The organism is Kosakonia oryzae, assembly GCF_001658025.2.
GTDB lineage: Bacteria > Pseudomonadota > Gammaproteobacteria > Enterobacterales > Enterobacteriaceae > Kosakonia > Kosakonia oryzae.
In genome coordinates this window covers 2,122,631-2,147,844 of record NZ_CP014007.2, presented here as the reverse complement: position 1 = coordinate 2,147,844, position 25,214 = coordinate 2,122,631, and the positions used below count along the sequence as shown (strand labels likewise).

The 25,214-nt window shown below is 51.3% G+C and carries 27 protein-coding genes and 3 tRNA genes; 7 read left to right on the top strand and 23 right to left on the bottom strand.

The window, feature by feature from the left end; all coding sequences use genetic code 11:
- Nucleotides 1-355: 355 nt before the first annotated feature.
- The 6 genes from cheW to flhD all read right to left on the bottom strand — a co-directional run bounded on the left by cheW (nt 356) and on the right by flhD (nt 5,836).
- Complete coding sequence (cheW, locus tag AWR26_RS10300) at nt 356-859, bottom strand: chemotaxis protein CheW (RefSeq protein ID WP_007371553.1); 504 nt, start codon at nt 857-859, stop codon at nt 356-358.
- Between the two features lie 20 nt (nt 860-879).
- A complete protein-coding gene (cheA, locus tag AWR26_RS10295; RefSeq protein WP_064565591.1) occupies nt 880-2,931 on the bottom strand; it encodes a chemotaxis protein CheA in 2,052 nt (683 codons plus the stop codon).
- Between the two features lie 4 nt (nt 2,932-2,935).
- A complete protein-coding gene (gene motB, locus AWR26_RS10290; protein ID WP_064565589.1) occupies nt 2,936-3,895 on the bottom strand; it encodes a flagellar motor protein MotB in 960 nt (319 codons plus the stop codon).
- Nucleotides 3,892-4,779 carry a flagellar motor stator protein MotA gene (motA, locus tag AWR26_RS10285; protein WP_007371550.1) on the bottom strand — a complete coding sequence of 296 codons (888 nt, stop codon included), beginning with the start codon at nt 4,777-4,779 and terminating at the stop codon, nt 3,892-3,894. The genes motB and motA overlap by 4 nt, the downstream gene beginning before the upstream one ends.
- 125 nt (nt 4,780-4,904) lie before the next feature.
- Nucleotides 4,905-5,483 (bottom strand): flagellar transcriptional regulator FlhC, encoded by a 579-nt coding sequence (gene flhC, locus AWR26_RS10280; RefSeq protein ID WP_043953187.1) that lies wholly within the window; start codon nt 5,481-5,483, stop codon nt 4,905-4,907.
- Between the two features lie 2 nt (nt 5,484-5,485).
- On the bottom strand, nt 5,486-5,836 hold the full coding sequence (gene flhD / locus AWR26_RS10275) for a flagellar transcriptional regulator FlhD (protein ID WP_043953186.1): 351 nt from the start codon (nt 5,834-5,836) through the stop codon (nt 5,486-5,488).
- Between the two features lie 779 nt (nt 5,837-6,615).
- On the opposite strand from flhD, the gene uspC reads away from it, so the two are divergent.
- The gene (uspC, locus tag AWR26_RS10270; protein WP_043953185.1) at nt 6,616-7,041 is read left to right on the top strand and encodes a universal stress protein UspC; all 426 of its coding nucleotides are present in this window, start codon (nt 6,616-6,618) and stop codon (nt 7,039-7,041) included.
- A gap of 33 nt (nt 7,042-7,074) precedes the next feature.
- Here the strand turns inward: uspC and otsA are convergent, their stop codons facing one another.
- The 8 genes from otsA to azuC all read right to left on the bottom strand — a co-directional run bounded on the left by otsA (nt 7,075) and on the right by azuC (nt 14,454).
- Entirely contained in the window at nt 7,075-8,499 is a 1,425-nt protein-coding gene (gene otsA, locus AWR26_RS10265; RefSeq protein ID WP_064565587.1) for an alpha,alpha-trehalose-phosphate synthase, read from the bottom strand.
- Nucleotides 8,474-9,280, bottom strand: a complete 807-nt coding sequence (gene otsB / locus AWR26_RS10260) for a trehalose-phosphatase (protein ID WP_064565585.1) — start codon at nt 9,278-9,280, stop codon at nt 8,474-8,476. The genes otsA and otsB overlap by 26 nt, the downstream gene beginning before the upstream one ends.
- Before the next feature lie 186 nt (nt 9,281-9,466).
- Entirely contained in the window at nt 9,467-10,447 is a 981-nt protein-coding gene (gene araH / locus AWR26_RS10255) for an L-arabinose ABC transporter permease AraH (protein ID WP_064565583.1), read from the bottom strand.
- A gap of 14 nt (nt 10,448-10,461) precedes the next feature.
- Entirely contained in the window at nt 10,462-11,976 is a 1,515-nt protein-coding gene (araG, locus tag AWR26_RS10250) for an L-arabinose ABC transporter ATP-binding protein AraG (protein WP_043953181.1), read from the bottom strand.
- Nucleotides 11,977-12,047: 71 nt separating this feature from the next.
- Nucleotides 12,048-13,028, bottom strand: a complete 981-nt coding sequence (locus tag AWR26_RS10245) for an arabinose ABC transporter substrate-binding protein (RefSeq protein WP_007371542.1) — start codon at nt 13,026-13,028, stop codon at nt 12,048-12,050.
- Between the two features lie 316 nt (nt 13,029-13,344).
- Nucleotides 13,345-13,902 (bottom strand): DJ-1 family glyoxalase III, encoded by a 558-nt coding sequence (locus AWR26_RS10240; protein ID WP_064565580.1) that lies wholly within the window; start codon nt 13,900-13,902, stop codon nt 13,345-13,347.
- Between the two features lie 105 nt (nt 13,903-14,007).
- Nucleotides 14,008-14,259 (bottom strand): DUF2766 family protein, encoded by a 252-nt coding sequence (locus AWR26_RS10235; protein WP_043953179.1) that lies wholly within the window; start codon nt 14,257-14,259, stop codon nt 14,008-14,010.
- A gap of 111 nt (nt 14,260-14,370) precedes the next feature.
- Nucleotides 14,371-14,454, bottom strand: coding sequence for a stress response protein AzuC (gene azuC, locus AWR26_RS10230; RefSeq protein ID WP_017458329.1), 84 nt, complete (start codon nt 14,452-14,454; stop codon nt 14,371-14,373).
- A gap of 213 nt (nt 14,455-14,667) precedes the next feature.
- Here azuC and AWR26_RS10225 point away from each other — a divergent pair, with 213 nt between their 5' ends.
- The gene (locus tag AWR26_RS10225) at nt 14,668-16,092 is read left to right on the top strand and encodes an MFS transporter (protein WP_064565578.1); all 1,425 of its coding nucleotides are present in this window, start codon (nt 14,668-14,670) and stop codon (nt 16,090-16,092) included.
- A 39-nt stretch (nt 16,093-16,131) separates the two neighbouring features.
- Here AWR26_RS10225 and AWR26_RS10220 read toward each other — a convergent pair whose 3' ends face one another.
- The gene (locus AWR26_RS10220; RefSeq protein WP_035887538.1) at nt 16,132-16,770 is read right to left on the bottom strand and encodes an RpiB/LacA/LacB family sugar-phosphate isomerase; all 639 of its coding nucleotides are present in this window, start codon (nt 16,768-16,770) and stop codon (nt 16,132-16,134) included.
- 244 nt (nt 16,771-17,014) lie between these two features.
- Here AWR26_RS10220 and yecR point away from each other — a divergent pair, with 244 nt between their 5' ends.
- Both yecR and ftnA read left to right on the top strand, forming a co-directional pair.
- On the top strand, nt 17,015-17,347 hold the full coding sequence (yecR, locus tag AWR26_RS10215) for a YecR family lipoprotein (protein WP_064568991.1): 333 nt from the start codon (nt 17,015-17,017) through the stop codon (nt 17,345-17,347).
- Between the two features lie 202 nt (nt 17,348-17,549).
- Nucleotides 17,550-18,047 (top strand): non-heme ferritin, encoded by a 498-nt coding sequence (ftnA, locus tag AWR26_RS10210; RefSeq protein WP_064565576.1) that lies wholly within the window; start codon nt 17,550-17,552, stop codon nt 18,045-18,047.
- 40 nt (nt 18,048-18,087) lie between these two features.
- On the opposite strand, the gene AWR26_RS10205 is transcribed toward ftnA, so the two are convergent.
- Nucleotides 18,088-18,327 (bottom strand): YecH family metal-binding protein, encoded by a 240-nt coding sequence (locus AWR26_RS10205; protein ID WP_064565574.1) that lies wholly within the window; start codon nt 18,325-18,327, stop codon nt 18,088-18,090.
- 378 nt (nt 18,328-18,705) lie between these two features.
- On the opposite strand from AWR26_RS10205, the gene tyrP reads away from it, so the two are divergent.
- Nucleotides 18,706-19,917: a tyrosine transporter TyrP gene (gene tyrP / locus AWR26_RS10200; RefSeq protein ID WP_064565572.1), complete on the top strand. Its 1,212-nt coding sequence runs from the start codon at nt 18,706-18,708 to the stop codon at nt 19,915-19,917.
- A 245-nt stretch (nt 19,918-20,162) separates the two neighbouring features.
- Here tyrP and AWR26_RS10195 read toward each other — a convergent pair.
- The 6 genes from AWR26_RS10195 to uvrY form a co-directional block, all read right to left on the bottom strand.
- Nucleotides 20,163-20,249: transfer RNA gene (locus AWR26_RS10195), tRNA-Leu, on the bottom strand.
- A gap of 12 nt (nt 20,250-20,261) precedes the next feature.
- Nucleotides 20,262-20,335 (bottom strand) — tRNA-Cys (locus tag AWR26_RS10190).
- A 54-nt stretch (nt 20,336-20,389) separates the two neighbouring features.
- Nucleotides 20,390-20,465: transfer RNA gene (locus tag AWR26_RS10185), tRNA-Gly, on the bottom strand.
- Between the two features lie 149 nt (nt 20,466-20,614).
- Entirely contained in the window at nt 20,615-21,163 is a 549-nt protein-coding gene (gene pgsA / locus AWR26_RS10180; protein ID WP_064565569.1) for a CDP-diacylglycerol--glycerol-3-phosphate 3-phosphatidyltransferase, read from the bottom strand.
- 56 nt (nt 21,164-21,219) lie between these two features.
- Complete coding sequence (gene uvrC, locus AWR26_RS10175) at nt 21,220-23,052, bottom strand: excinuclease ABC subunit UvrC (RefSeq protein WP_064565566.1); 1,833 nt, start codon at nt 23,050-23,052, stop codon at nt 21,220-21,222.
- A complete protein-coding gene (gene uvrY / locus AWR26_RS10170; protein ID WP_007371531.1) occupies nt 23,049-23,705 on the bottom strand; it encodes a UvrY/SirA/GacA family response regulator transcription factor in 657 nt (218 codons plus the stop codon). Before uvrY ends, uvrC begins: the two co-directional genes overlap by 4 nt.
- Before the next feature lie 396 nt (nt 23,706-24,101).
- Here uvrY and AWR26_RS25950 point away from each other — a divergent pair, with 396 nt between their 5' ends.
- Together AWR26_RS25950 and AWR26_RS10165 are read left to right on the top strand one after the other, a co-directional pair.
- Nucleotides 24,102-24,173: a hypothetical protein gene (locus AWR26_RS25950; RefSeq protein ID WP_418268669.1), complete on the top strand. Its 72-nt coding sequence runs from the start codon at nt 24,102-24,104 to the stop codon at nt 24,171-24,173.
- Complete coding sequence (locus AWR26_RS10165) at nt 24,170-24,394, top strand: DUF2594 family protein (RefSeq protein WP_007371530.1); 225 nt, start codon at nt 24,170-24,172, stop codon at nt 24,392-24,394. The genes AWR26_RS25950 and AWR26_RS10165 overlap by 4 nt, the downstream gene beginning before the upstream one ends.
- Before the next feature lie 63 nt (nt 24,395-24,457).
- Here the strand turns inward: AWR26_RS10165 and sdiA are convergent, their stop codons facing one another.
- Nucleotides 24,458-25,180 carry a transcriptional regulator SdiA gene (gene sdiA / locus AWR26_RS10160; protein WP_064565563.1) on the bottom strand — a complete coding sequence of 241 codons (723 nt, stop codon included), beginning with the start codon at nt 25,178-25,180 and terminating at the stop codon, nt 24,458-24,460.
- Nucleotides 25,181-25,214 lie beyond the last annotated feature (34 nt).

Sequence of the window (25,214 nt, the reverse complement as noted above, 5' to 3'; positions counted from 1 at the left end):
TTAATGGTGTTATCGGCATGCGGTCAGGGAACTTTACATTTGCGAAAGGGAATTAAATAGCAACTTAAAATGAAATGTCCCACGGTCAGGGTTTTTCACTGTATGTGCCCTGCGGCGGCGTGGTCTGCGTTGTAAGGTGCAGTCAGTTAACGTTAATGTCGCACCGATAGCGGTTTAATGACTGGAAAATCTTACAACGAACGACACTGCAAAAGAGATATTTTTATCAGTAAAAATAAGCAATTAGAAGAAACTAACGCGTTGCTCATGGGCAGTAAAGAAGAGACAAAATAATGGACAAAAAAGAGTATAAAAAAAGCGGATGACCGGTGAGTCATCCGCTCTTGTATGGCGGTTACGCGACGTGCGTTGCCGCGATGTCCAGCAGCGCCATCTCTTCGCTGTTGAGCAGTTTTTCGATGTTCACCAGAATCAGCATCCGGTCGCCAAGCGCGCCGAGGCCGGTCAGGTATTCGGTGGACAGGGTGACGGCGAATTCCGGCGCCGGGCGGATCTGGTCCGATGCCAGGGAAAGCACATCAGAGACGCCATCCACCACGATGCCAACCACACGCTGTCCCAGATTCAGAACGATAACCACGGTGTTGTCATCATATTCGACGTCGCCCTGGCTGAACTTCACGCGCAGGTCAACAATCGGCACGATCACGCCACGCAGGTTGGTCACGCCTTTGATAAAGTCCGGGGTATTGGCGATACGGGTCACCTGATCGTAGCCACGAATTTCCTGCACTTTGAGTATATCGATGCCGTACTCTTCATCGCCCAGAGTGAATACCAGAAATTCCTGTCCTGACGGCTCGCCAGCCAGTTTTGCTACATTACTCATACCGGTCATGTTTTATACCTTTTACTTAATCAGGCGGCTGTGTGCGCCATACGATGTTCACGATTCAACCCCTGCAACGCTGACACATCCACGATCAGCGCAACGCTACCATCGCCCAGGATGGTGGCGGCAGAAATACCCGGCACTTTGCGATAGTTGCTTTCCAGGTTTTTCACCACAACCTGGTGCTGACCGATCAACTGATCAACCAGCAGCGCATAGCGACGACCTGCGCTCTGCAGAATAACGACAATCCCCTGCGTGGCTTCAGTTTTCGCCCCCATCACATCAAACACTTTCCACAACTCAACCAGAGGCAGGTATTCGCCACGTACTTCCAGTACGCGCTCGCCACCGGCCAGCGGGTGCAGATCTTCTTCACGCGGTTGCAGTGACTCCATCACCGCGTTCAGCGGCAGAATGAAGACTTCGTTGTTCACTTTTACTGACATTCCGTCGAGGATTGCCAGCGTCAGCGGCAGCAGGATACGAATCGTCGTACCGGAGCCTTGTTTGGATTTAATTTCAACGTGACCACCCATTTCCTGGATGTTACGTTTTACCACGTCCATACCCACGCCGCGGCCGGAAACGTCAGTAACCTGCTCTGCGGTGGAGAAGCCCGGGGCAAAAATCAGCATGCCGACTTCTTCATCGGTCATGTTTTCATTGACCGCCATTCCCTGCGAAATCGCTTTCGCCAGAATACGCTCGCGGTTAAGACCCGCACCGTCGTCAGTCACTTCGATGCAGATGTTTCCGCCCTGGTGTTCCGCAGAAAGAATCAGGTTACCGATAGGTGATTTACCGGCTTCGACACGTTTTTGCGGGGTTTCAATACCGTGGTCGAGGCTGTTACGCACCAGGTGTGTTAACGGGTCAATGATGCGCTCGATCAGGCTCTTATCCAGCTCCGTCGAGCTACCTTGCAGGGTCAGTTCAACCTGTTTATCCAGCTTGCTCGCCAGATCGCGCACCAGACGCGGGAAGCGGCTAAAGACATATTCCATCGGCATCATACGGATGGACATGACCGATTCCTGCAGGTCGCGGGCGTTGCGCTGCAACTGGCTCATGCTGGTGATCAGATCGCCGTGTGTGACCGGATCCAGCTCGTTGGAGCGCTGAGCCAGCATCGACTGGGTGATCACCAGCTCGCCGACCAGGTTAATTAACTGGTCAACTTTTTCAACCGCCACACGGATACTGGTTGATTCGCTGGCGCGCGCCGGTTTTTCACGCGCTGCCGGTTGCTCTTTCGCTACCGCTTTCAGCGCCGGAGCCGCTGGTTTCTCCGCCGGAACCGCAACAGGCGCCGGTGCTTCAACCACTTGCGCAACCGCTTCAACTGCGGCTGGCGCGGGGGCTGCCTCTGCGGTGGTTTTTTCGAACGCAATTTGATCGGCTTCGATGACGAAGCACAATACCGCGATAATATCGTCTTCGCTGACGCCGCCATCAAGCGTCACGCTCAGGGTATCAGTCCCCTTCACCACGTCGCTCAATGTTCCGAGGTTACCTAACTCTTCTTCCAGCAGCGCAACTTCGCTCTCTTTCAGGCGAGACAGGACGATGCGCAGTTTGCCGTCGCTTTCGGCAGCTGGCGCAGCAGCAGTTTCGGACCCCAGTGCAGCCGTATCCACAACGGAGAGTTTTGCGCCATTCGCAGGGGCAGCAACGACCTCCCCTTTTGCTTCCAGCGCCAGCTGGCGCAGGGCATTGCAGATATATTCGAAGCTGGCGGCGTCCGGCTCTTGCGAGCTTTTATAAGCGTCGAGCTGTTCCTGCATAATATCTTTGGTTTCCAAAAACAGGTTGATAATGTCGGTGTTAAGCTGCATTTCGCCACGCCGGGCCTCATCAAGCAGGTTTTCCATCAGGTGTGTGGTTTCCTGCAGGATGGTAAAACCAAATGTACCTGCGCCTCCTTTAATAGAGTGCGCCGCACGAAAGATGGCGTTGAGCTGTTCCGAATCCGGCGCTTCCGGCACCAGATCCAGTAAATGTTGTTCCATATCAGCCAACAACTCGTCGGCCTCATCGAAGAATGTCTGATAAAAATCACTTATATCCATGCTCACGCTATCACCTCGGATTTGCTTGTGGCGATGTGGGAACTGCTGCCGGAGCCGCCGGTGTGGATGCAGGTGCTGCTCCGACCGCAGGTTCTGGCTGTGTAATCGCGCTTATTGGCGCACTCTCACTTTCGGCATTCTCATGCAGAATGGCTTCTTCAGTCTGTTTGTTGAGTACCAAAAGACTGATTCGGCGGTTGATTGCTTCATTCGGACCTCTGTCCGCCAGGCGCATTGTCGCCGCCATACCTACAACTCGAAGAATTTTGCCGTTATCCAGCCCACCGGCAACCAGTTCACGGCGCGACGCGTTTGCGCGATCGGCGGACAGTTCCCAGTTGCTGTACCCTCTTTCGCCATTGGCGTAAGGGAAATCATCGGTGTGGCCCGAAAGGCTCACTTTGTTAGGGATGCCATTCAGTACTGGCGCAATAGCACGCAAAATATCGCGCATATAAGGTTCGACTTCTGCGCTGCCGGTTTTAAACATCGGCCGGTTCTGGCTGTCGATAATCTGAATACGCAACCCTTCCTGCACCAGATCGATTTTCAGGTGCGGACGCAACGCACGCAGTTTAGGATCGGCTTCAATTAACTGATCCAGATCGCCGCGCAACTTACTCAACCGCGACTGCTCCATGCGTTTTTTCAAATCGTCAATATTGGGCTGTTTTTGCACTTCGCCCTGTTGCTGTGTGTAGTCATCGCCACCGCCCGGGATCGGGCTCTCGCTGTTTGAAATTCGCTGCCCACCCGTAATTGCGGTTGCTAACGGCGTACGGAAATACTCCGCAATCTGAATCAGTTCTTTCGGGCTGGAGATGGAGATCAACCACATCACCAGGAAGAACGCCATCATCGCCGTCATAAAGTCGGCGTAGGCAATCTTCCAGGAGCCGTGCGCTCCACCGCCATGACCTTTATGTTTTTTTCGTCTGACTACGACGATCGGATGGGACTGATTTTTCATGCGTCCTCGGTCGTAGTCTGTTGGTTAGGATTTCTGACCGCACGGACGTGTTCATCCAGTTCGATAAACGACGGACGTTCGCTGGAGTACAGCGTTTTACGACCAAATTCGACCGCAATTGGCGGTGCATAACCGTTAAGATTCGACAGCAAAGTGATCTTGACGCACTGCATCATCTTGGCGGTTTCCGCGCTCTTCTGGCGCAGAACGCTGGCCAGCGGAGAGATAAAACCGTACGCCAACAGGATGCCGAGGAAGGTTCCCACCATCGCGTGCGCAATCAGCGCGCCGAGTTCAGCCGCCGGACGATCGGCGGAGGCCAGCGCGTGCACCACCCCCATCACCGCCGCAACGATACCGAACGCGGGTAACGAATCGCCCACCATCGCCAGCGCATTCGCCGGCACTTCGGCTTCGCTTTCGTGCGTTTCGATCTCTTCGTCCATCAGCGCTTCAATTTCAAAGGTATTCATGTTGCCGCTGATGATCAGGCGCAGATAATCGACAATAAATTCAAGCATCGTCGCATCCGCAAGAATACGCGGATAGCTGGCGAAAATTTCGCTCTCTTTCGGATTCTCAATATCTCTTTCGAGCGAGAACATCCCTTGCTGACGCGATTTCGCCATCAGGCGGTAAAGCAGAGCCAGCAAATCCATATACATGCTTTTGGTGTATTTCGAACGACGAAACAGCAAAGGCATGGCTTTCATCGTACCTTTGATCGCTTTGCCATTGTTACCAACGATGAATGCACCTACCCCCGCGCCACCGATGATGATCAGTTCAGACGGTTGATAAAGTGCCCCAAGTTCTCCGCCGGTCATCATATAACCGCCAAAGACTGCACCAAGAACAACCAGGTAACCTAATACGATAAGCACGACATCATCCTTCTGCTAATGACTAAGGCTCGGGATAAACATTGCAAAGGGTTAAACCGAATTTCAGGCAAAAAAAAGCAGCGGCATTACTGCACCGCTGCTGGAGTGTTTTCCACCTGATTCGGTCAAACAGCCTGTTCGATCTGTTCATCCAGCAGTTGTGGAATAATATCGGCAGCATCCCGGGAAAGTTTACGTCTTTTTACCGCGCGAGACGGCGGCTGGCATAAACTACAGGCAAAGCTACCAACAGGCTGATGTGCGTGCGTAATAAAATTACCGCCACAGCAATTACAGCGAGACAACTCCAGCATTCCGCTTTCCACGAAACGAACCAGTGTCCAGGCGCGAGTCAGCGCCAGTAGCGGCCCATCATCGTTATGAGGGCATTGTTCCAGATAGAGTTTGTACGCTTTGATGACTGCATCAACGCCGCTGCACAGGCCTGTTTTTAATAAAAACTGCCAGGCGTTACAGAACATGGATGCATGAATATTCTGCTCCCAGGTCATAAACCAGTCAGTGGAGAATGGCAGCATGCCTTTCGGCGGCGGGCTACCACGTAACTCTTTGTAGAGTTTAATAAGACGACCACGGCTAAGCTGTGTCTCACTCTCCAGCATCTGTAAACGCGCACCCAGCGAAATCAGCTCCATTGCTAACTGAATATCGCGGGCTTCCTGAACAATGCTTTTCTCGCTCATGATTAAGCCCTTTTCTTCCTTGCCGCATCGCCGGTCTGTGAAGACTCATTCAGCAGGCGGGTTGAAAGTAAAATCCCGGTGTGGACTTGCTGTAAGTCATCCACGCGTGATTCCTGGGTCAGACGAGTAATTGTCTGGTGGCTGTCAAAACGGAACTGGCAGATAAGCTGATTGGTTTCAGCCAGTTTTACCATTTGTGGAAGAGTTAATTCACCCAATGTGTTAGCCATCTCTTCGTTAATACCAAGACGGAACATTGCGGACGCTTTGTCCTGGCTAATTAAACGCTGAGCAAGAAGCAAATACGACAAGTTAATGTCATATACATGTTTCAGCAACTCGGATGTATGCATTTTTCCCATCCCGAATAACCAACTTGTATCTTATGCGGCTGAGCCGCACCCCGTGATGTCGCCGGAAAAAACCGGTATAAAGAAAGAAAGGCTAAATGCATAACTGACTTAGAATCTCGCACTCGCGGCACTTCGCTCAAATGTAATGGCCTTGATACGTGCTTAATCATTTCTTACAAAGAACTAAGATTTTTCCTAATTCGACGCAACTGTACTCGTAGGTGCTGACACATACAATCTGACCCGAACAAAAATTTGAAATTTTTGTGATCTGCGTCACAAAATTTAACGGATTATGGGTAATAAATCTATCAGTCCCGCTTGTGATTTGATGCTTTTTTGTTCTGTCAGCCGCTTTTTTTATTCCATTTGTCCGAATACTCATGCAAAACCAGGGCTGCAATCCGGCAACTGGTCTGAGGAGTAGCGTTTTGCAACATTCCTCGTTAACGAAACGTTTCTATTGCAGACATAAAATTAAAAAAGTATATAAAACAACAAATTAAGCTTTCAGGCGTGCTAATTAATTACTCCAGGCAATCATTTCAAAATTGTTAGTTATTATGATTGATAGTTTAACAATTTGATCTTAAATTCTTTAAATTTTAGATAAGATTTTAAAATCGGTTAAATGCAGGAATATGCATTAAAGTCTTAGCATAAGAATAATTAATGAATATTTATGATAACCTTCACATCCCCGCAATAATTCTGGGTTGCACTGCGTGCTGAAACAGAGTAATGGTGAAAAAAATTTGATTTGTCGTGGAGAGTGAGAAATGCAATATGCTCATCTTCTGGTCGCCGTTGCAGTGACGCCCGAAAGTCAGCGTTTACTGGCGAAAGCCATTGATATTGCTCGCCCTTTCAATGCCCGCATCTCCCTTATTACCTTAGCTTCCGATCCCGAACTCTATAACCAGCTAGCCGCTCCGATGATGGAGAATGTCCGTGAAGTGTTGCAGGAAGAGACGCAGCAATTTCTGGACCAGCTCATTAGCGAGGCAGGTTACCCTATCGAACAGGCGCTCATCGCCTCGGGCACATTAAGCGAACATATTTTGCATATCTGCCGTACGCAGGGCATCGATCTGGTGGTCTGCGGCAATCACAATCAAACGTTCCTCGCCCGCGCAGCGTGTGCGGCAAAGAGCATTGTGCATTCCAGTGAAGTGGATGTTTTATTGGTGCCATTAGGAACGTGAAGCGCTCCTGCTGTCGCAGGAGCGCCGCTGACGTTAAGCCAGCTTTGGAAAGGTCGCCACTTTATGCTGTAGCTGGCTTTGTGCGCTACGTGGCGTGATGCGCTTTAAATCACGAAGGAACCTCTGCTGCCAGTGGTTGATATCATTTTCCTTTATGATTTCAAGCATTTCCGCATGGCGCGATATACGCTCTGCCAGCGGCATTCTTAGCGCTCTGTCCATCGCCGCAGCGACATCATCCCGGTCGTAAGGATTCACAAGCAGCGCCGATGTCAGCTCATTCGCCGCCCCGGCAAATTGCGACAGGATCAACACCCCCGGATCGGCCGGATCCTGCGCGGCGACATACTCTTTCGCGACGAGATTCATGCCGTCACGCAGCGGCGTCACTAAGCCTACTTCGGCGTAACGGAAGACTTTCATCAATACCTTACGGTCAAAGTGCTGGTTCAAATAGTAAAGCGGCGTCCAGCCAAGCTGACCATATTTACCGTTGATTCGCCCGGCTTCGGTTTCCAGTTGGTGCCGAATATCCTGGTAAGCCTGCACTTCGCCACGGGAGGTTGGTGCAATCTGCGTATAGCGGATTTTTCCGTGATGCTGGGGGTATTTCTCCAGCAGCGTTTCATAGGCAAGGAAGCGCTCTGGCAAGCCTTTGGAGTAGTCAAGCCGCTCCACAGAGAAAATGTTCTTAACGTTCTTAAGTTCATTTTTCAGCTGCGCCAGTTTAGGCGGCAGCGGCCCGGCAGCCTGTTTGGCTATCTCGTCCGGTTCAATCCCTATCGGGTAAACTTCAGTGCGGAAATTTTTCCCCCACGCGACGTGTTCTTTACCGCTGCGAGTGGTCAGACGAGTCTGCATTGACAGACTATCCAGGAACGCCAGTCTGTCGCTTTCGGTCTGAAAACCGAGCAGGTCATAATCACAGAGCGCTTCCAGCAGCTCCGCATGCGGCGGCAAGGCGTTAAAGATTTCCGGCGTCGGGAAAGGGATATGCAGGAAGAAACCAATCTGATTATTCACACCGCGCTTGCGCAGTTCGCTGGCAAACGGTAGCAGGTGATAATCGTGGATCCACAGAATGTCATCGTCTTTCAGTAACGGCAGCAGTTTATCCGCCAGCAGCGCATTGACCTGCTGGTAACCCTCCCAGGCTTCCCGCTGGTAATTCACCAGATCGAGTCGATAGTGAAATGCTGGCCATAAAACGGCGTTGGAGAATTGCGAATAATACTGTTCGTAATGTTCTTCACTAAGGGTAAACGATGCCCATGTGATATTCCCTTTTGTCACCTTTTTTAGCGGCTGTTCCTCATCTCCCAGCTCACCGCTCCAGCCAAACCACAGCCCGCCGGTGGCTTTTAATGCTCCCAGAATCCCTACAGCCAGCCCGCCAGCGCTGGCCTTTTTGTTGTCAGGCGGAGCAATACGATTAGATACTACGACTAAGCGACTCATAGCCATCTCTCCTGTTTGTTAGCGCCTGTTGTTTTTCTTGTTGATGGTCAGTGATACGTTCAAGCCACCGATAAACTTCATTTACGCTGTCCAGACGCCATTTTGCCTGCGTCTCGCCAGCACCAACTTTGATTGATTCGCCCCCCAGCGCGTTCACGGTTTTAAACCCATGCTCGTCCGTCAAATCATCGCCGACAAAAACCGGTATGCGGCCAGCAAAAGGCGGTGTCTCTAAAAATGCCGCAATAGCCGCTCCCTTATGAATGCCGGACGGTTTAAGCTCCACCACGCATTTCCCTGGTTGCATCGCCAGTTGCGGGTAGCGCGCGACCATTTGCTTTGCCAGTGCAAAAACCGCGTCTTCATGCTGCGGCGCCTGACGGTAGTGCAAAGCAAATGCCATGCCTTTCGCTTCCAGCTCCACGCCGTTAAGCGATGCCACTTCGTGCCGGAGCGAACGCTCCAGTGGTTGTACGATATTTTCCGGTAATGTTACCCGTTCGGTATGACCCTTGATGTCGCGGCGTTCTGCCCCGTGCACGCCAGCCAGCGGAAAACGCCAGGGTTTGGCGAGTTGCTCGAGCTCAGCGATTGAGCGCCCTGAAATCAATGCCAGTGCCCCGTTGTTCATCTCAGCAAGCAATGAAAGTCTGGCCAGCACAGCGTCCGGAACAGAGACATCATCCGGGTGTGGTTTAATGTCAGCGAGGGTGCCATCCAAATCGAAAAAAAAGGCAAAATTCCCGGAAAAGAGAGGCGGTACAGATAATGCGTCTTCCACCCTGGTTTCCTCCTTACAGTCTTTGATGAGAGCCGTTCTTCAATAACATCTCATTATCATTAGCCATGTAAGTATAGACAGTGTGACGCTGCTCGCCATTTTAAGCATGACTTACCAGCCGGATTAGCGGCTGGTAAGGTAGGGGGATAAACTATAAGGTTAGGTCTAAAAATTGCGCGGTAAGGCTTAAACAGTGCGTTTGGCCTTTTGTTTGTAACGGTCGAAAATCACCGCCGCCAGCAGGATCAAACCACGTACCACATACTGTGAGAACGGCGAGATGTTCAGCAGGTTCATGGCATTTTCGACGGTACCCAGAATCAGGATCCCGGCAACAACATACGATATTTTGCCAATTCCGCCTTTCAGCGAAACACCACCCAATACGCAGGCTGAGATAACAATCAGCTCATAGCCAATCGACGTCATCGGCTGGCCGCTGGTCATACGCGAAGCAAGAATAATCCCCGCTGCCGCTGAGACCAGGCCGGAGAGCACAAAGATGATGATTTTCGTGCGTACCACCGGAACGCCCGCCAGACGGGCCGCTTCTTCATTACCGCCAATTGCCAGCGTATTGCGGCCAAACGTGGTTCTATTGAGCAGGAAGCCAAAAATAACCAGGCAGCCAACCGTCAACCAAATCGGCGCGGGCAGCCCCAGCCAGTTGGCGTAACCGAGGGTAAAGAAACGTTCATCCTCGATGCCGACCGCTTTACCGTCGGAAATGATATACGCCAGCCCACGGACGATCTGCATCGTGGCAAGCGTGGTGATCAAGGCATTGATCTTCAAACGCGCAATCACGAAGCCGTTAATGAAACCACTGACCACGCCGAGCAGCAAACCGGCAAATACGCCGAGCCACAAACTCTCCGAAATATTAATCACCACTGCCGTGGTTACCCCGGCGCAGGCAATGACCGACGCGACCGACAGGTCAAAATCCCCGGACGCAAGGCAGAACAGCATGCCGCAGGCCACCATGCCGGACATTGAGATCGCCAGCCCAAGCCCTTTCATATTGACGAAAGAGGCGAAGTTCGGCACAAACAGCGCGCAGCCGATAAACAGCACGGCAAACACTACCAGCATGCCGAACTGATCCCAGATTCGCCCAAAGCTGAGCGAGGATTTCGGTGCGCGGGACGTAGTTAAAGATGACATCATTTTCTCCTCACTCAGGCGACAGCCTGGCTAACTTTCGGCATCGCGAGGCTCAACGCCCGCTGTTCATCACACTGACCGTGAAGCAGTTCACCGGCAATTTCCCCTTCACGCATCACCACAATGCGATCGGCAACGCCGAGCACTTCCGGCAAATCACTGGAGGCAAACAGCACCGCAACACCGCGGGAAGCCAGCGCGTAAATTACGTTGTAGATCTCATGTTTCGCCCCGACATCGATGCCGCGCGTCGGCTCGTCGAGCAAAATGACTTTCATCTCTTCCGATAACCAGCGACCAAGAATCGCCTTCTGCTGGTTGCCACCGGAGAGATTCATAATCAGTTGTTCCGCGCCAGGCGTTTTGATATTGAGCGAACGAATGTGGTGTTCGGCGTTTTCACTTTCCCAGCCATCATTGATCAGGCAACCCGCGCGAATGTATTTGCGCCGGGCGCTGATATTGATGTTCTCCTGCACCGAGTGAACCGGAATAATACCTTCCGCTTTACGATCTTCCGGGCACAACATCATGCCCGCCTGGATGGCATGCGCCGGTTTAGTGATATTGACTTGCTCCCCGTCGATAAAGACCTGCCCTTCGGTAATTTTCGTCCCGCCGAATAAGCCTTTCATTAATTCACTGCGCCCGGCACCCACCAGCCCGAAGAGGCCGACAATTTCACCGCTGCGCACGTTTAAAGAGATGGGCGTTCGTACGCCTGGCGCTTTAACCTGCTCCAGCCGCAGGCGTTCTGCACCGTATTCCCGGGGTTTCCAGCCATAAATATCCCCCAGCTCGCGTCCAACCATCGCCTGCACCAGTTGGTCATGATTGACCTGCTGCATGTCCGTAAAGGTGCGCACATAGCGGCCATCTTTAAAGACGGTAATGGCATCGCTGAGCGCAAAAATCTCTTCCATGCGGTGGGAGACATAGAGGATCACCCGTCCCTCTTTACGTAGCTCACGGATCACCCGGAACAGGTTGTCGATCTCACGCGCGGAGAGAGAACTGGTGGGTTCATCAAAAGCGATGATTTTGGCGTTGCGCGCCAGCGCCTTGGCAATTTCGACCATTTGCCACTGACCAATAGAGAGATATTTCAGCGGCGTTTGCGGATCGATATCCAGCCCAAGATGCTGAAGCTGCAAACCGGCTTCGTAATTCAGCAGCGAGCGGTTCACAATGCCGCTTTTGTGCGGGATCTGGCCGAGATAGATATTCTCCGCGACGGTCATTTCCGGCACCAGATGCAGCTCCTGGTAGATGATCGCCACTCCGGCATTCAGCGCTGCCGTGGTATCCGCAAAGGCGACTTCCTCACCTTTTATTACCAGCGAACCGGTGGTTGGCGCGTAATTGCCGCTGAGGATTTTTAACAGTGTCGATTTACCTGCGCCGTTTTCACCCATCAGGGCGTGGATTTGCCCGGCGTAACAATCAAAACTGATCTCACTAAGCGCTTTCACACCGGGGAAGGTCTTGCCGATGCCGCGAAAAGAGAGATAAGGAGTAGACTGTTGCATAACGTCTCCGTAAAGCAGTTCATTGTACGTCTGGCTCCCCGCCTGACGCGGGGAGCACAATCAACAGAGAATTACAGTCCTTTTTTCGCCAGCTCTTCTTTGAAGTTCTCGCGGGTGATCAGCACCACGTCCGTTACTGCTGTAAATTTCGGTGGTTCAACCCCCTTGGTAACCCAGTTGTAGAGCAGTTGGCTGGTTTTATAGCCATGCACGTCCGGGCTTGGCAGCAGCGAACCAAAGAAGCCGGTCGCCTGCGCTTTCGACAGCTCACTTACCGCATCGACGCCGTTAATACCAATACCGATGACATCCGGCGCTTTAAAGCCCTGGCCTTCTGTCGCACGTACGCCACCCAGCACAGTGTTGTCATTCATGCCCAGCACCAGCCAGTGTTTCACTTCCGGATGCTGTACCAGCAGGGAGTTACCGGCATCAAATGCACCGGGGATATCGTTAGATTTGGTCGGCACCTGGTAGATCTGTTTTTCCGGGAAACCGGCTTTTTTCAGCGCGTCCATAGAACCGGTCGTGCGGCGGCGAGCGGTATCCAGCTCGTTCGCGGTAATCGCCATGACGCCCGTCTCTTTCACATTCCAGCCGCGTTTTTGCATCTCTTTATAGAGCTCTTCACCCTGACGCGCGCCGATTTCGCTCGCTGCCATCATCACCAGCGGCACCGAGGTCATCGGTTCGCCTTTGGCGTTGACGAACTGGTCATCCACCGCAATGACTTTCATGTCATAACCCCGCGCTTTGGCGACAATCGCCGAGCCAAGTTTGGGATCCGGAGTACAAATAACAAATCCTTTTGCGCCGCTGGCCGCCAGGCTATCAATGGCGTTCAGCGTTTTTTCGCCATCAGGGACGGCGATTTTAATCACTTCAAAACCTAAATCTTTGCCCGCCTTGTCGGCAAACTTCCATTCAGTCTGAAACCAGGGTTCTTCCGGCTGTTTAACCAGAAATCCGAGCTTCATCGTTTCAGCGATAGCGGATTGTGACATAACGGCAGCCAGACCGATGGCCGCCAACGCTTTAGTGAATTTGTGCATGGTAAACTCCAGCTTTAGCTTTCTTTTATGTAGGGAAAAAGAATTACCGGTTCATTTAAAAGTTAATAAAACAAGGCATTAGAGTCCGCACACCCCTGGACACCTGTGCTGGAAGTAGTTTTAGCGGGAAATTGATTCTCCATAGGAGAGCGGCATCACACCGCAGAATTACAGTAATTCTGTACATAAATTCAGCGATATAGCACATAAAAACAGGCGATTTTGTCAGACAAATAGAAAGGGTAAAAGCAGGATAATCCATAACATCAGCCAGCTTATCCTTGTCCCGGATGCAGGGCGCATCCGGGCAGAAAAATTACCAGCTATAGTAGATATGATCGGCCTGATTGCGCGCCGCAGTGTCGTCCCCCTGCAAACGCGCGGCAATCGTCAGCGCAAAATCGAAAGCCAGCCCGAGACCTTTGCCGCTAATCAGGTTGCCATCTTCCACCACTGGCGCGTCAACATACTCACCATCATGGACTGTTTCGTACAGATCGCCGGAGCAGACATAGCGGCGGCCCTTCAGCAAGCCGTTGCCGCCCAGCACGCGCGCAGCAGCGGAACAGATAGGGCAAATTAACTTGCCGGCAGTGTCGTGCTGTTCAACAAATTGCACCACCGCCTGGCTGGTGGCCCGATTCGCGCTGCCCTGCGGCCCGCCGGGTAAGACGATGGCGTCATACAGCGTAGCCTGACGCTCAACCAGTGTGCTGTCTGCAACCATCGGAATAGCGTGATAACTGACCACCGCGCGGGACTCCGCGCAGGCCAGTGTTTCGACTTCAATATTTAAGCGACGCAGGATATCAATGGTGATAATCGCTTCTGCTTCTTCGAAACCGGGCGCCAACAACACCGCCACTTTTTTCATGTCCGACTCCTTACGTTGAAGGTGGGTTGATTAAAGTGGGGTTATTGTTGATCAAAACAGCGTTTCAAAATTCCCGCTGCGTCACATCCCTGCCAGGCAGAGTACTCAGTGAGCTTCACCCTGAGGGGTAAATTTCAGTTCAATTAAGGCGATAGCTTTCTGGATTGCACGGCGGGTAACCGGGTCGGTCGCTGCCGGGTGGGTAGTAAAATCGATGCTCTTAAGCTGGTGAGACATTTTCTCACGCACTTCAACCGGCGCGATGACGTCGATAACGTCGAGGATCTGTTTGATGACGAGCTGACAGGCAACGATATCGGATACCAGTTCCTGGTCGGCGGAGAGATTCTGTGACATAGGCGCTCCTTTAATAAAGTGCGCCATAGTAGCGGGAATTCATGCGTATGAGTAGGCCTGACCGCCGGACGACGGGCATAAAAAAACCTGCTTCAGCAGGTTTTTTTATCATCAGAACATAGCGCCTGGCGGTACGTCTTTGAAAGTTTTGCAGTAGGTTTCAAACATGTGCTTCAGAATCTTACGCAGTTTCATTTTTTGCTCCGGCGATTTGTTATGCAGGTGTTACGTCTCAATGCGTACATAATATGACCCCCATCACAAAAATCAATCGTCATGTGATAGAAATCACGTTTCAAAAAATAAAAGCAGCGTAGCTTTGTTAAAAATTTAATTATAAATCCTGCGGTTAGCGTGCTAAAAATTTTTTTAGCATTCTCAATTATTTTTGCAGATGGCAGACCCACAATGAGTGAAAGCACCCTTTTGCGGAAGACTGGAGGTCTTTCTCCCGCTGCGCTACTGGTAGCCGGCGCTTTCTTTATGGAGTTTATCGACGGCACGGTAATCGCTACCGCTCTGCCAGATATGGCAAAAACGTTTGGTGTCGAAGCCGTTGCGCTAAACATCGGTATCAGTGCTTATTTAATTACCCTTGCTGTGCTGATCCCGGCCAGCGGCTGGATCGCCGATCGCTTTGGCGCGCGCAATGTCTTTTCGCTGGCGCTGGCTATCTTCACCATTGCGTCAATATTGTGTGGACTGTCGACCAGCGTAGAGATGTTTGTCAGCATGCGTATTTTGCAGGGCATAGGCGGCGCATTGATGGTGCCGGTTGGGCGCCTCGCCGTACTGCGCACCACGCCAAAACATCAGCTTATTACCGCCATCGCCACGCTCACCTGGCCCGCGCTGGTCGCGCCGATCATCGGCCCGCCGCTGGGCGGATTTATCACGCATTACGCTGACTGGCGTTGGATCTTCTTTATTAATGTGCCGCTGGGAATTATGGCGATTTTGCTGGCGTTGCGCATCATTCCCAATATTCGTGAAGAGGAGCGGCGCCCGTTCGATTTGCCGGGGTTTATCGCCACGTCTGTGGCGATGGTCAGCCTGGTTTATGCCATGGAGGATTTAGGCGCAGAGCAGCCGCAAGGCGTGCTGACCGGCGGATTGCTGGTTCTGGGCGGTTTAACGCTGGCCTTTACCTTGCGCCATTTCCGGCGTGCGCAATGGCCGATGATCCGGCTGGATGCGCTGCAGGTGCCGACATTTCGCGTGACGATGTACGGCGGCTCGCTGTTTCGCGCATCAATAAGCGCCGTCCCTTTTCTGCTGCCGCTGCTGTTTCAGGTCGGTTTTGGTATGGATCCGTTCCACGCCGGGCTGCTGGTGCTGGCAGTATTTGCCGGTAACCTGACGATCAAACCCGCCACGACACCGCTGATTCGCTGGCTGGGCTTTAAAAAATTGCTGCTGATTAACGGCACGCTGAATGTGCTGGCGCTGCTGGCCTGCGCATTTCTTACCTCAGCAACGCCTGGCTGGCTCACCTTTGTGGTGCTGTTCCTGGGCGGCGTCTTCCGTTCGGTACAGTTTACCGGCGTCAGCACCCTCGCCTTTGCCGATGTTCCGTCGCCACAAATGAGTTATGCCAATACGCTGTTCAGTACCGCCACGCAACTGGCTGTCGGCCTGGGTATCACGCTTGGTGCGATTGGTATTCGTATTGGTGAACATGTCAGTGAGTGGCTGCATATCACTGGCGTTGAAGGGATCAGTTTCCGGCTGGCGTTTGTGTTTATCGCGCTGATTTGCCTGGTTGGCCTGTTTGATACGTTGCGCCTGACCAAAGATGCCGGAAGCGCCGTATCGCAGAAGAAAAAAGCGTAAAGAGAGCGCCGCAACCCGTCCAGCTGCGGCGGTTTTTTATCAGGCCAGCACTTCGCGAACGAACGCTTCAATCTCTTTGTTCTGGCAGTGTTCAAAGAAGCACTGCTGGAAGCGCTCGCCGGAGACGGCCGTTTTCACCAGTTCACGGTCAATAGCGCGCAGGGAATCAAGGTAATTGTCTTTCACCACTGCAGCTTTTACCTGGTTCAGGATCCCGGCATTACGCACCTGCGGCTCTTTACGCTCCGGCGGATAACCTTCGCCTTTACGACCGGTAAAGGCTTTTTCAAAAATAAAGCGCACGTTCAGTTCCGCGCCCCAGCCAAAACCTTTCGCAAACGGCAGCGATAACGCATTACCGTTGTTGATCTGGGCAAAGAGGAACGCATCTGCTGGATCAATACAGTAGCCGCACACTACGCCCGGATGAATGTTCAGCGACATCAGCGCGCCCTGCCCGGTACCGCAGCCGGTGACGACAAAATCCACCGCTTTCGCGTTCAGCAGAATACTTGCCATAATGCCCAGGTGGATGTAGGTCAGATGATGGTCATTCTCGTCGCTCATGCCGACGTTAAACACCGGGAAATCTTTTTCATCGGCAACGGCTTTCAGCTCTTTCAGAATGATGGCGTTTTTAGCCGCCTGACTGTTTTCCATCATCAGTGCAATTTTCATTTTTGATCTCCTGTGAACGTGCTTCAGATAGCAAAGGTTGGATAAACCATACTATCTGGCAAACATACTTTCAAATTTAATGAAAAATTGTTTTAAAAATCAAAAGCAGGTTCACAGTTTTGCCTCACTCCCTCGTTATTTCGCCGTCGCGATTAGTAGCGCCAGTTCCACGGGTTATTCTGCCGATTGCCCTCTGAGCCGCACGTTAAGATGAGAACATGCCAAAATGAATCAGAGTGATTTCATGAAGAAAATTTTTGTTGCCGCCTCGCTGCTGCTGCTTGCTGGCTGTACTCTCACTAAAGAGGCGGAAGTCAGCAGCGTGGATACCACCAGTGGTCTGGTGCGTCTGAGTTATAACCAGTCGATGATGCAAACCGCGAATTACGATCAATACACCGCACAAGGAACGGCTAACAAGCAGTGCCAGCAGATGGGTTACGCTACGGCAGTGCCTTTCGGCCAGCCGATCGAAACGTGTAGCCTGATCAGCGGGTCAGTTTGCATGAATACAAAAGTCACTATTCAATATCAATGCCGCGGCATGGCCTTTTCTCATACCGCGGGCAGTTGGTAATTTCCGGGCCGGCAATCATGCTGGCCTGCACATTTATTAATAATCAAAACAATTCTCATTTATTTAATTAACCGCTGCAATGCGTGTTATTCTCATTCACTTCGTGAATAGATGATTTTTCATTTAACCTTTTGCAAATAATTAAATAACAAATTATAGTGGCCGCTCCACTATTCTATTTTTATATTTTCGGAGCCGCGCCATGTTAAAAGCAGAGATGATTGAAAAACTAAATGAGCAAATGAATCTGGAACTGTTTTCTTCTCTGCTTTACCAGCAGATGAGCGCATGGTGCAGCTACCACAGCTTTGAAGGCGCCGCGGCTTTCCTGCGCCGTCACGCGCAGGAAGAGATGACGCACATGCAGCGTCTGTTTGACTACCTTACGGATACCGGCAGCCTGCCGCGCATCAATACTATCGAATCACCGGTTGCCGATTATGCCTCGCTGGATGTGCTGTTTCGCGCCACTTACGAACATGAACAACTGATCACGCAGAAAATTAATGAACTGGCGCACGTTGCTATGACCTCTCAGGATTATCCAACCTTTAATTTCCTGCAATGGTATGTTGCCGAACAGCACGAAGAAGAGAAATTGTTTAAATCGGTTATCGATAAATTAACGCTGGCGGGTAAAAGCGGCGAAGGTTTGTATTTCATCGATAAAGAACTGGCGACGCTGGATTCGCAGAACTAATTACGCAGGCGGTAAATAATACTCTTTACCGCCTTTTTTATTAATGTTTGCAGATTTTACTTTCGTGAGTGGAAAACCCCTCTTCAGCCGGAATAAATTTTCCGCGCGCCGCTAAAAAGGTCACTAATTCCGCCGCCGTCATTCCCTCTGCTGAGCAAGTATGAAAACGCGCCGTTTCCCCAAAGCGGGCCGTAATGGCCGCAGCGAGACTCTCTGTGGTGTAATGTTCGCCTGATGCAATCATCATATTCAGTACTTCATGACCATGTATTGATGCCATAAATCCTCCTCACAAAAGGTGCATCATAAACACAACATTATCTGTAGATGTTGCGTTAAGACAGGTTTACATGCATCTGGTCCAGCACCAGTCCTGCTTATTTACAGCCTGACAGAAGTAGCGATCGTTTTCCGTTTCCAGCGCGATTTCATGATCGAAAAAGAGATCGGTTAACTACTTGCCGTTTTCGATGCTCCACTCATCTTCCTTTAACCCTTGGGCAAAGTTTCACCATCAGAATTTGTTTGTACAGATGGCTCAAAAAACATCGTAAATATATCGTTACACTCTATGTAACGGTCGTTTGACGAAACTACTGAATTATCTTAATCTGCGCCGCAGTTTAGGCTAGTAGTGTGTTTTATTGCAGAGGAAAGCGTGAAGAATCGAACACTTGGGAGTGTTTTTATCGTCGCCGGTACCACGATCGGCGCAGGGATGTTGGCAATGCCGCTGGCAGCAGCTGGCGTTGGGTTTGCCACCACTTTCGGGTTACTTATCGCGCTGTGGGGGGTGATGTGTTACACCGCCCTGCTCTTGCTGGAGGTTTATCAGCATGTTCCCGCCGATACCGGTCTGGGCTCACTGGCGAGGCGTTATCTTGGGCGCTATGGGCAGTGGATAACAGGTTTCAGTATGATGTTCTTAATGTACGCGCTGACCGCAGCGTACATCAGCGGCGCAGGAGAGTTGCTGGCGTCCAGCATCAGCCAGTGGTTTAACGTTGCGCTTTCGCCAGTCGCCGGTGTGCTGCTGTTCACTCTTGTTGCCGGTGGTGTCGTATGCGCTGGTACTTCGCTTGTCGATCTGTTTAACCGCTTTCTTTTCAGCGCCAAACTCCTGTTCCTCGTGGTGATGCTGGCGCTGTTAATGCCGCACGTTCATCGCGCGAATTTGCTGACCATGCCGTTGGAAAAAGGACTGGCGCTGTCGGCAATTCCTGTGATCTTCACCTCGTTTGGTTTTCACGGTAGCGTACCGAGCATCGTCAGTTATATGGGCGGCGATATCCGCAAATTGCGCAAAATATTTATCATCGGTAGCGCCATTCCGCTGGTGGCCTATATTTTCTGGCAGCTCGCAACGCTTGGCAGTATTGATTCGTCAACGTTTATGGGGCTGCTGGCCAGCCAGGCAGGATTAAACGGGTTGCTGCAAGCATTACGCGAAGTGGTGGCCTCGCCGCATGTGGAACTGGCCGTCCATCTGTTTGCCGATCTGGCGCTGGCGACCTCTTTCCTCGGTGTGTCGCTGGGATTATTTGATTATCTCGCGGATCTTTTTCAGCGGCATAACAATGCGGCCGGACGCCTGCAAAGCGGAATGATCACCTTCCTGCCGCCGCTGGCCTTTGCGTTATTTTATCCTCGCGGATTTGTGATGGCGCTCGGCTATGCCGGTGTCGCCCTTTCCGTACTGGCACTTCTGTTACCGTCAATGCTGGCCTGGCAAAGCCGGAAGCATAATTCGCAACACAGTTATCGTGTTCCCGGCGGTAAACCCATGCTGTGCCTGATTTTCGCCTGTGGCATTGCGATTATCGTCATTCAGTTTTTTAACGTCACCGGTCTGCTGCCTGAAGTGGGATAAGCCTGAAAAAAAACCGCGCGATAAGATTCGTGCGGTTTTTTGTGCAGTGGATGATATCGAAACGGCCAGCAAACTTTATTTCAGAATCCCTGAAGCAATAACGCTTTGAATATTTTCGCAGGCGATGTAAATCGCTTCGCTTGAATTCGGTAATAGTATGGGCGCTGAAAAACAGGCATAAAAAAACCGCCTTACGAGGCGGTCACACGACACTGCTTATCATTGATTTTATTCTTGTTTTCCCATGGTACCCGGAGCGGGACTTGAACCCGCACAGCGCGAACGCCGAGGGATTTTAAATCCCTTGTGTCTACCGATTCCACCATCCGGGCTCGGGAAGAAATTGGAGGCGCGTTCCGGAGTCGAACCGGACTAGACGGATTTGCAATCCGCTACATAACCGCTTTGCTAACGCGCCGTGAATCTCTGTGCTTTTCAGCCAGCACCCGCTGTTTTAGCCGATGCTTTAATTTGGAGCGGGAAACGAGACTCGAACTCGCGACCCCGACCTTGGCAAGGTCGTGCTCTACCAACTGAGCTATTCCCGCATTATCAAGTTTTATTCTAATCACTTGATTTTTCTATCTTCTGGCGAGCTACGCTGCCTTCCGATGCGTTGCATTCTACTTACCTGACGCACTGAGTCAACGATATTTTTCAAAACCCGGATCGTTTGCTGAAAATTAAGACGATACGATCAAGGTTCAAGCAGATCGCCACGTGCTGCGTTCAGATATTGCAGCATTGACCACAATGTCAACCCGGCAGCAACGAAGAACAACGTAATACCAGCATATTCAACCCAGATATTTGGACGCCACAGCAGCCCTACCAGCGCCATCATTTGCGCCGTGGTTTTCACTTTACCGATCCAGGATACCGCTACGCGGCTGCGTTTCCCCATCTCCGCCATCCACTCACGAAGAGCGGAAATAATGATCTCGCGGGCGATCATGGTAGCCGCAGGCAGCGTTACCCACCAGGTATGATAATGTTCAGCCACCAGCACCATCGCGATAGCGACCAGCACTTTATCGGCAACCGGATCGAGGAAGGCACCAAAGCGGGTGCTCTGATTCCAGCGGCGCGCCAGATAGCCGTCAAACCAGTCGGTTATCGCCGCAACACAAAAAATAAGCGCACAAACGAGCGGTGACCAGTAAAAAGGAAGATAAAACGCCAGCACGAAAAAAGGGATCAGGATGACGCGAAAAAGGGTAAGCAACGTAGGAATATTGAATCGCATAGTGGCGTTAACTGTCTGTTGTCCGTAAATTTTCGCTCTATGGTGCTACAGAGCCCCTAATGTTTCAACGAGTAGAAGATCTTTTCTGCCAGTCCTTGCGAGATCCCCGGCACTTTTGAGATTTCATCAACGCTGGCATTGAGCAATCCTTGTAATCCACCCATATATTTCAGCAGCATTTGGCGACGTTTCGGCCCCACGCCTTCGATTGTTTCCAACGAACTGGTGTTCTTCACTTTGGCGCGTTTGTTCCGGTGACCGCTGATCGCATGATCGTGCGATTCGTCGCGAATATGCTGGATAACATGCAGCGCCGGAGAGTCCGGTGGCAGACTAAACCCCTCGCCTTCCGGCTCAAAGAACAGCGTTTCAAGCCCGGCTTTGCGATCGGCGCCTTTCGCGACGCCCAGCAGCAACGGCTTGTGCTTATCCCACGGAACATCCAGCTCGGCAAAAACCGCCTTCGCCTGTCCAAGTTGCCCTTTGCCGCCATCAATAAGGATCACGTCCGGAATTTTGCTCTCTTCAATCGCTTTGCCGTAACGACGACGCAGTACCTGATTCATTGCCGCATAGTCATCGCCGGGAGTAATACCGGCGATATTATAGCGGCGGTACTCCGCGCGTAATGGCCCATTGGTATCAAAAACCACACATGACGCAACGGTCTGTTCGCCCATCGTATGGCTGATATCAAAGCATTCCATCCGTTTCACTTCTGGTAGTTGTAACACGCTGGCCAGCGCGGCCAAACGCTGGTGAACGGTCGACTGCTGCGAAAGCCTGGTGCCAAGCGCCGTGGCAGCATTTGTACGCGCCAGCTTCAGATAGCGTGCGCGATCGCCGCGCGGTTTAGTCTGTACATTAACCCGGCGACCAGCCAGTTCAGAGAGTGAATCGGCCAACAGCGTTTTATCACTGAGATTAAAATCCAGCAGGATTTCGCCAGGTAGGGTTCGCATCTGGCTGCCCTGCAAATAAAACTGACCAACAAACGTTTCCACCACTTCGCCCAGCTCCGTACCACCAGGCACTTTGGGAAAGTAACTGCGGCTGCCAAGTACTTTCCCCTGACGAATAAACAATACGTGCACACAGGCCATGCCGGCATCAAACGCCACGCCGATAACATCAAGATCGTCGCCAGTGTTAGAGACAAACTGTTTTTCCGTAACCCGGCGTACCGCCTGAATCTGGTCGCGCACGCGCGCGGCTTCTTCAAATTCCAGCGCCTGGCTGGCCTTCTCCATGCGGGCGATAAGTTGCGTCAGCACCTGATCGTCTTTGCCGGCAAGGAACAAGCGAACGTACTCAACCTGCTGCGCATACTCTTCTTCACTGACCAGGCCGGCGACACACGGCCCCAGGCAGCGACCAATCTGGTATTGCAGGCACGGGCGGGAGCGGTTGCGATAAACGCTATTCTCACACTGGCGGACAGGGAATATCTTCTGCAACAGCGCCAGCGTCTCGCGCACGGCATAGCCGTTCGGAAACGGGCCGAAATACTCCCCTTTCGTATGTTTCGCACCGCGGTGCATCGACAGCCGGGGATGCGTATCGCCGCTGAGAAAAATAAACGGGTAAGATTTATCATCCCGCAACAAAACGTTATAGCGGGGCTGATAAAGCTTGATGTAGTTATGTTCCAGCAGCAGCGCCTCAGTTTCGGTATGCGTTACCGTCACATCAATCTGTTGGATTTGCGCGACCAGCGCTTCGGTTTTTCGTGAGGCAAGATTGCTGCGAAAATAGCTGGAAAGGCGTTTTTTAAGATCTTTCGCTTTACCAACATAGATAACGGTTCCGCCGGCGTCATACATACGATAAACGCCGGGTTTGCTGGTCACCGTTTTGAGGAAGGCTTTTGAATCGAAAACTTCAGTCACTGACTTAACAACGTCTCCGCATTACACAGACCATGGCGAATGGCGAGGTGCGTCAATTCGACATCACCGTGAATGTTCAATTTACTGAACATTCGATAGCGATAGCTGTTCACCGTTTTGGGGCTCAGATGGAGTTGTTCAGAAATCTCATTCACTTTCTGACCCTTCGTGATCATCAGCATAATCTGCAATTCTCGTTCAGACAAACTGGCAAACGGCGAGTCCGTTTTTTCAGGTTCAATCTGGCTGAGTGCCATTTGCTGAGCGATATCAGAGGCAATGTAGCGCTGTCCGGAATGCACGGAGCGAATGGCATTCACCACTTCCTGTGGCGCGGCGCCTTTGCTCAGATAACCGGCTGCACCCGCTTGCATGACTTTCGCTGGCAGAGGGTTTTCCGTGTGAACGGTAAGCATAATGACTTTGGTGTCGACGTTGGCACGCGCAATTTTACGCGTGGCTTCAAGGCCGCCGATTCCGGGCATGCTCATGTCCATCAAGACGACATCAACGGAATTGGCCCGACACCATTTGATGGCATCTTCGCCGCAGTTGACTTCACCCGTGACTTTTATGCCTTTGACATCTTCAAGAATGCGTCGTATCCCTGCGCGCACCAGTTCATGATCATCAACAAGTAGTACGTTGATCAATGGAGTATCTCCGAAAAGAGGGATAACGCTGCTGAAAGCTAATTAAACGTATATTAACGGTTTTTCATCCAATAATGAAAGGTAAAATAACCCGTACTTTTCGATTTTGTTCTCGTTTCTGGAAATTAAGCTGTACAAAATGTGGAAAGTGTTTCCGTGTTCTCAAGGCGTTGCGTAAGAAAATCTAAACCGCATTTTTCATAGAGTTGCCAAAAAAGCTTTTACTTTCGCAGGAATTATCTGAGTAATATGTAACAACAATTAACTACGCTTAAACCCCGTTTAAACATATATTCTTAGGTAATAGAAAGTTCTGCTATTTATTGCGCCTGGTTTAATCTAACAAACCAAACAATAGCGATCAAAAAACAACCACTGCATTCTTTTGGCCGGGTTGTGGTATACTCCGCCGCTTTGACAGTGACCGTCGCGCAACGGCGCGGCTACATAACGAGGAAAATAAATTGAGCACACCTGATTTTTCCACTGCTGAAAATGCAAAGGATCTGGCACAGGAAGTCGCTTGCCTGAAATCATTGTTGACGCTGATGTTGCAGGCAATGGGCCAGGCGGATGCGGGCCGCGTCATCATTAAAATGGAAAAGCAAATTGAACAAATGGAAAATGAAGCTCAGGCAGCGGTATTTTCCAGCACTGTTAAGCAAATTAAACAAGCTTACCGCCAGTAATAAAAAAACCGGCTGCCAGGTAACCTGACAGCCGGCTGATTTCTGATTCGTCGCAGTGAATAATCAAATCATTCCGGTCGCTGCCGCATAACAGGCAATCTGCGTTTTATTCGGCGCATTGAATTTCTTCTGCATATTTTTCTGGTGAAAATTGACGGTATTCTCAGAGATCGACAAAATCATGGCGATTTCCGCCGAAGTCTTGCCTTCCGCCGTCCATTTCAATATCTCACGCTCACGCTTACTGAAGCGCATCTCCGGCGTCAACACCATCTGATCTTCCAGTCGCGTAAGCGCCAGCAGGCTGAGCTGCACCAGCGTCTGCAACCGCAGTTCAATCTCATCGTCAGGCATCATTTTGCCAAGCAGGCTGCTACGCGAGACCGAGAGAAAACCCAGCGCATGATTAGGCAGCATCAGACACTGCGAGATTCCTTTCCGCAGGCCATGATCCCGCGCAGCATCCCACAATACCATCGCATCCTGGAAGAGCTTGTCACTCCAGGGCAAATGGCCCTGAATGAAATTTTCGGCTTTGAGCACCGGATCAATGGCAAAGTAATTCTCCGCCTGATAATGCTGCATCCAGGCCTGCGGATACGTCGTTTCAACGCTCATCCTCGGGCGCGTGAAGGGCACCGGATGGCGAACGCACAGGGAGAAATAATCAAACTCCAGCAGCTGTGTTTGCCGCTGTAACTCTGTATAAACGTCCTTAGCTACTGTCATTTCCTGGAAGCGCGACATCATTTCGCGCCGCCAGGTAAAAAAGTCTTTATCCTGCATACCGACCGGTAATACCCCTGGTTTTAATAATCAT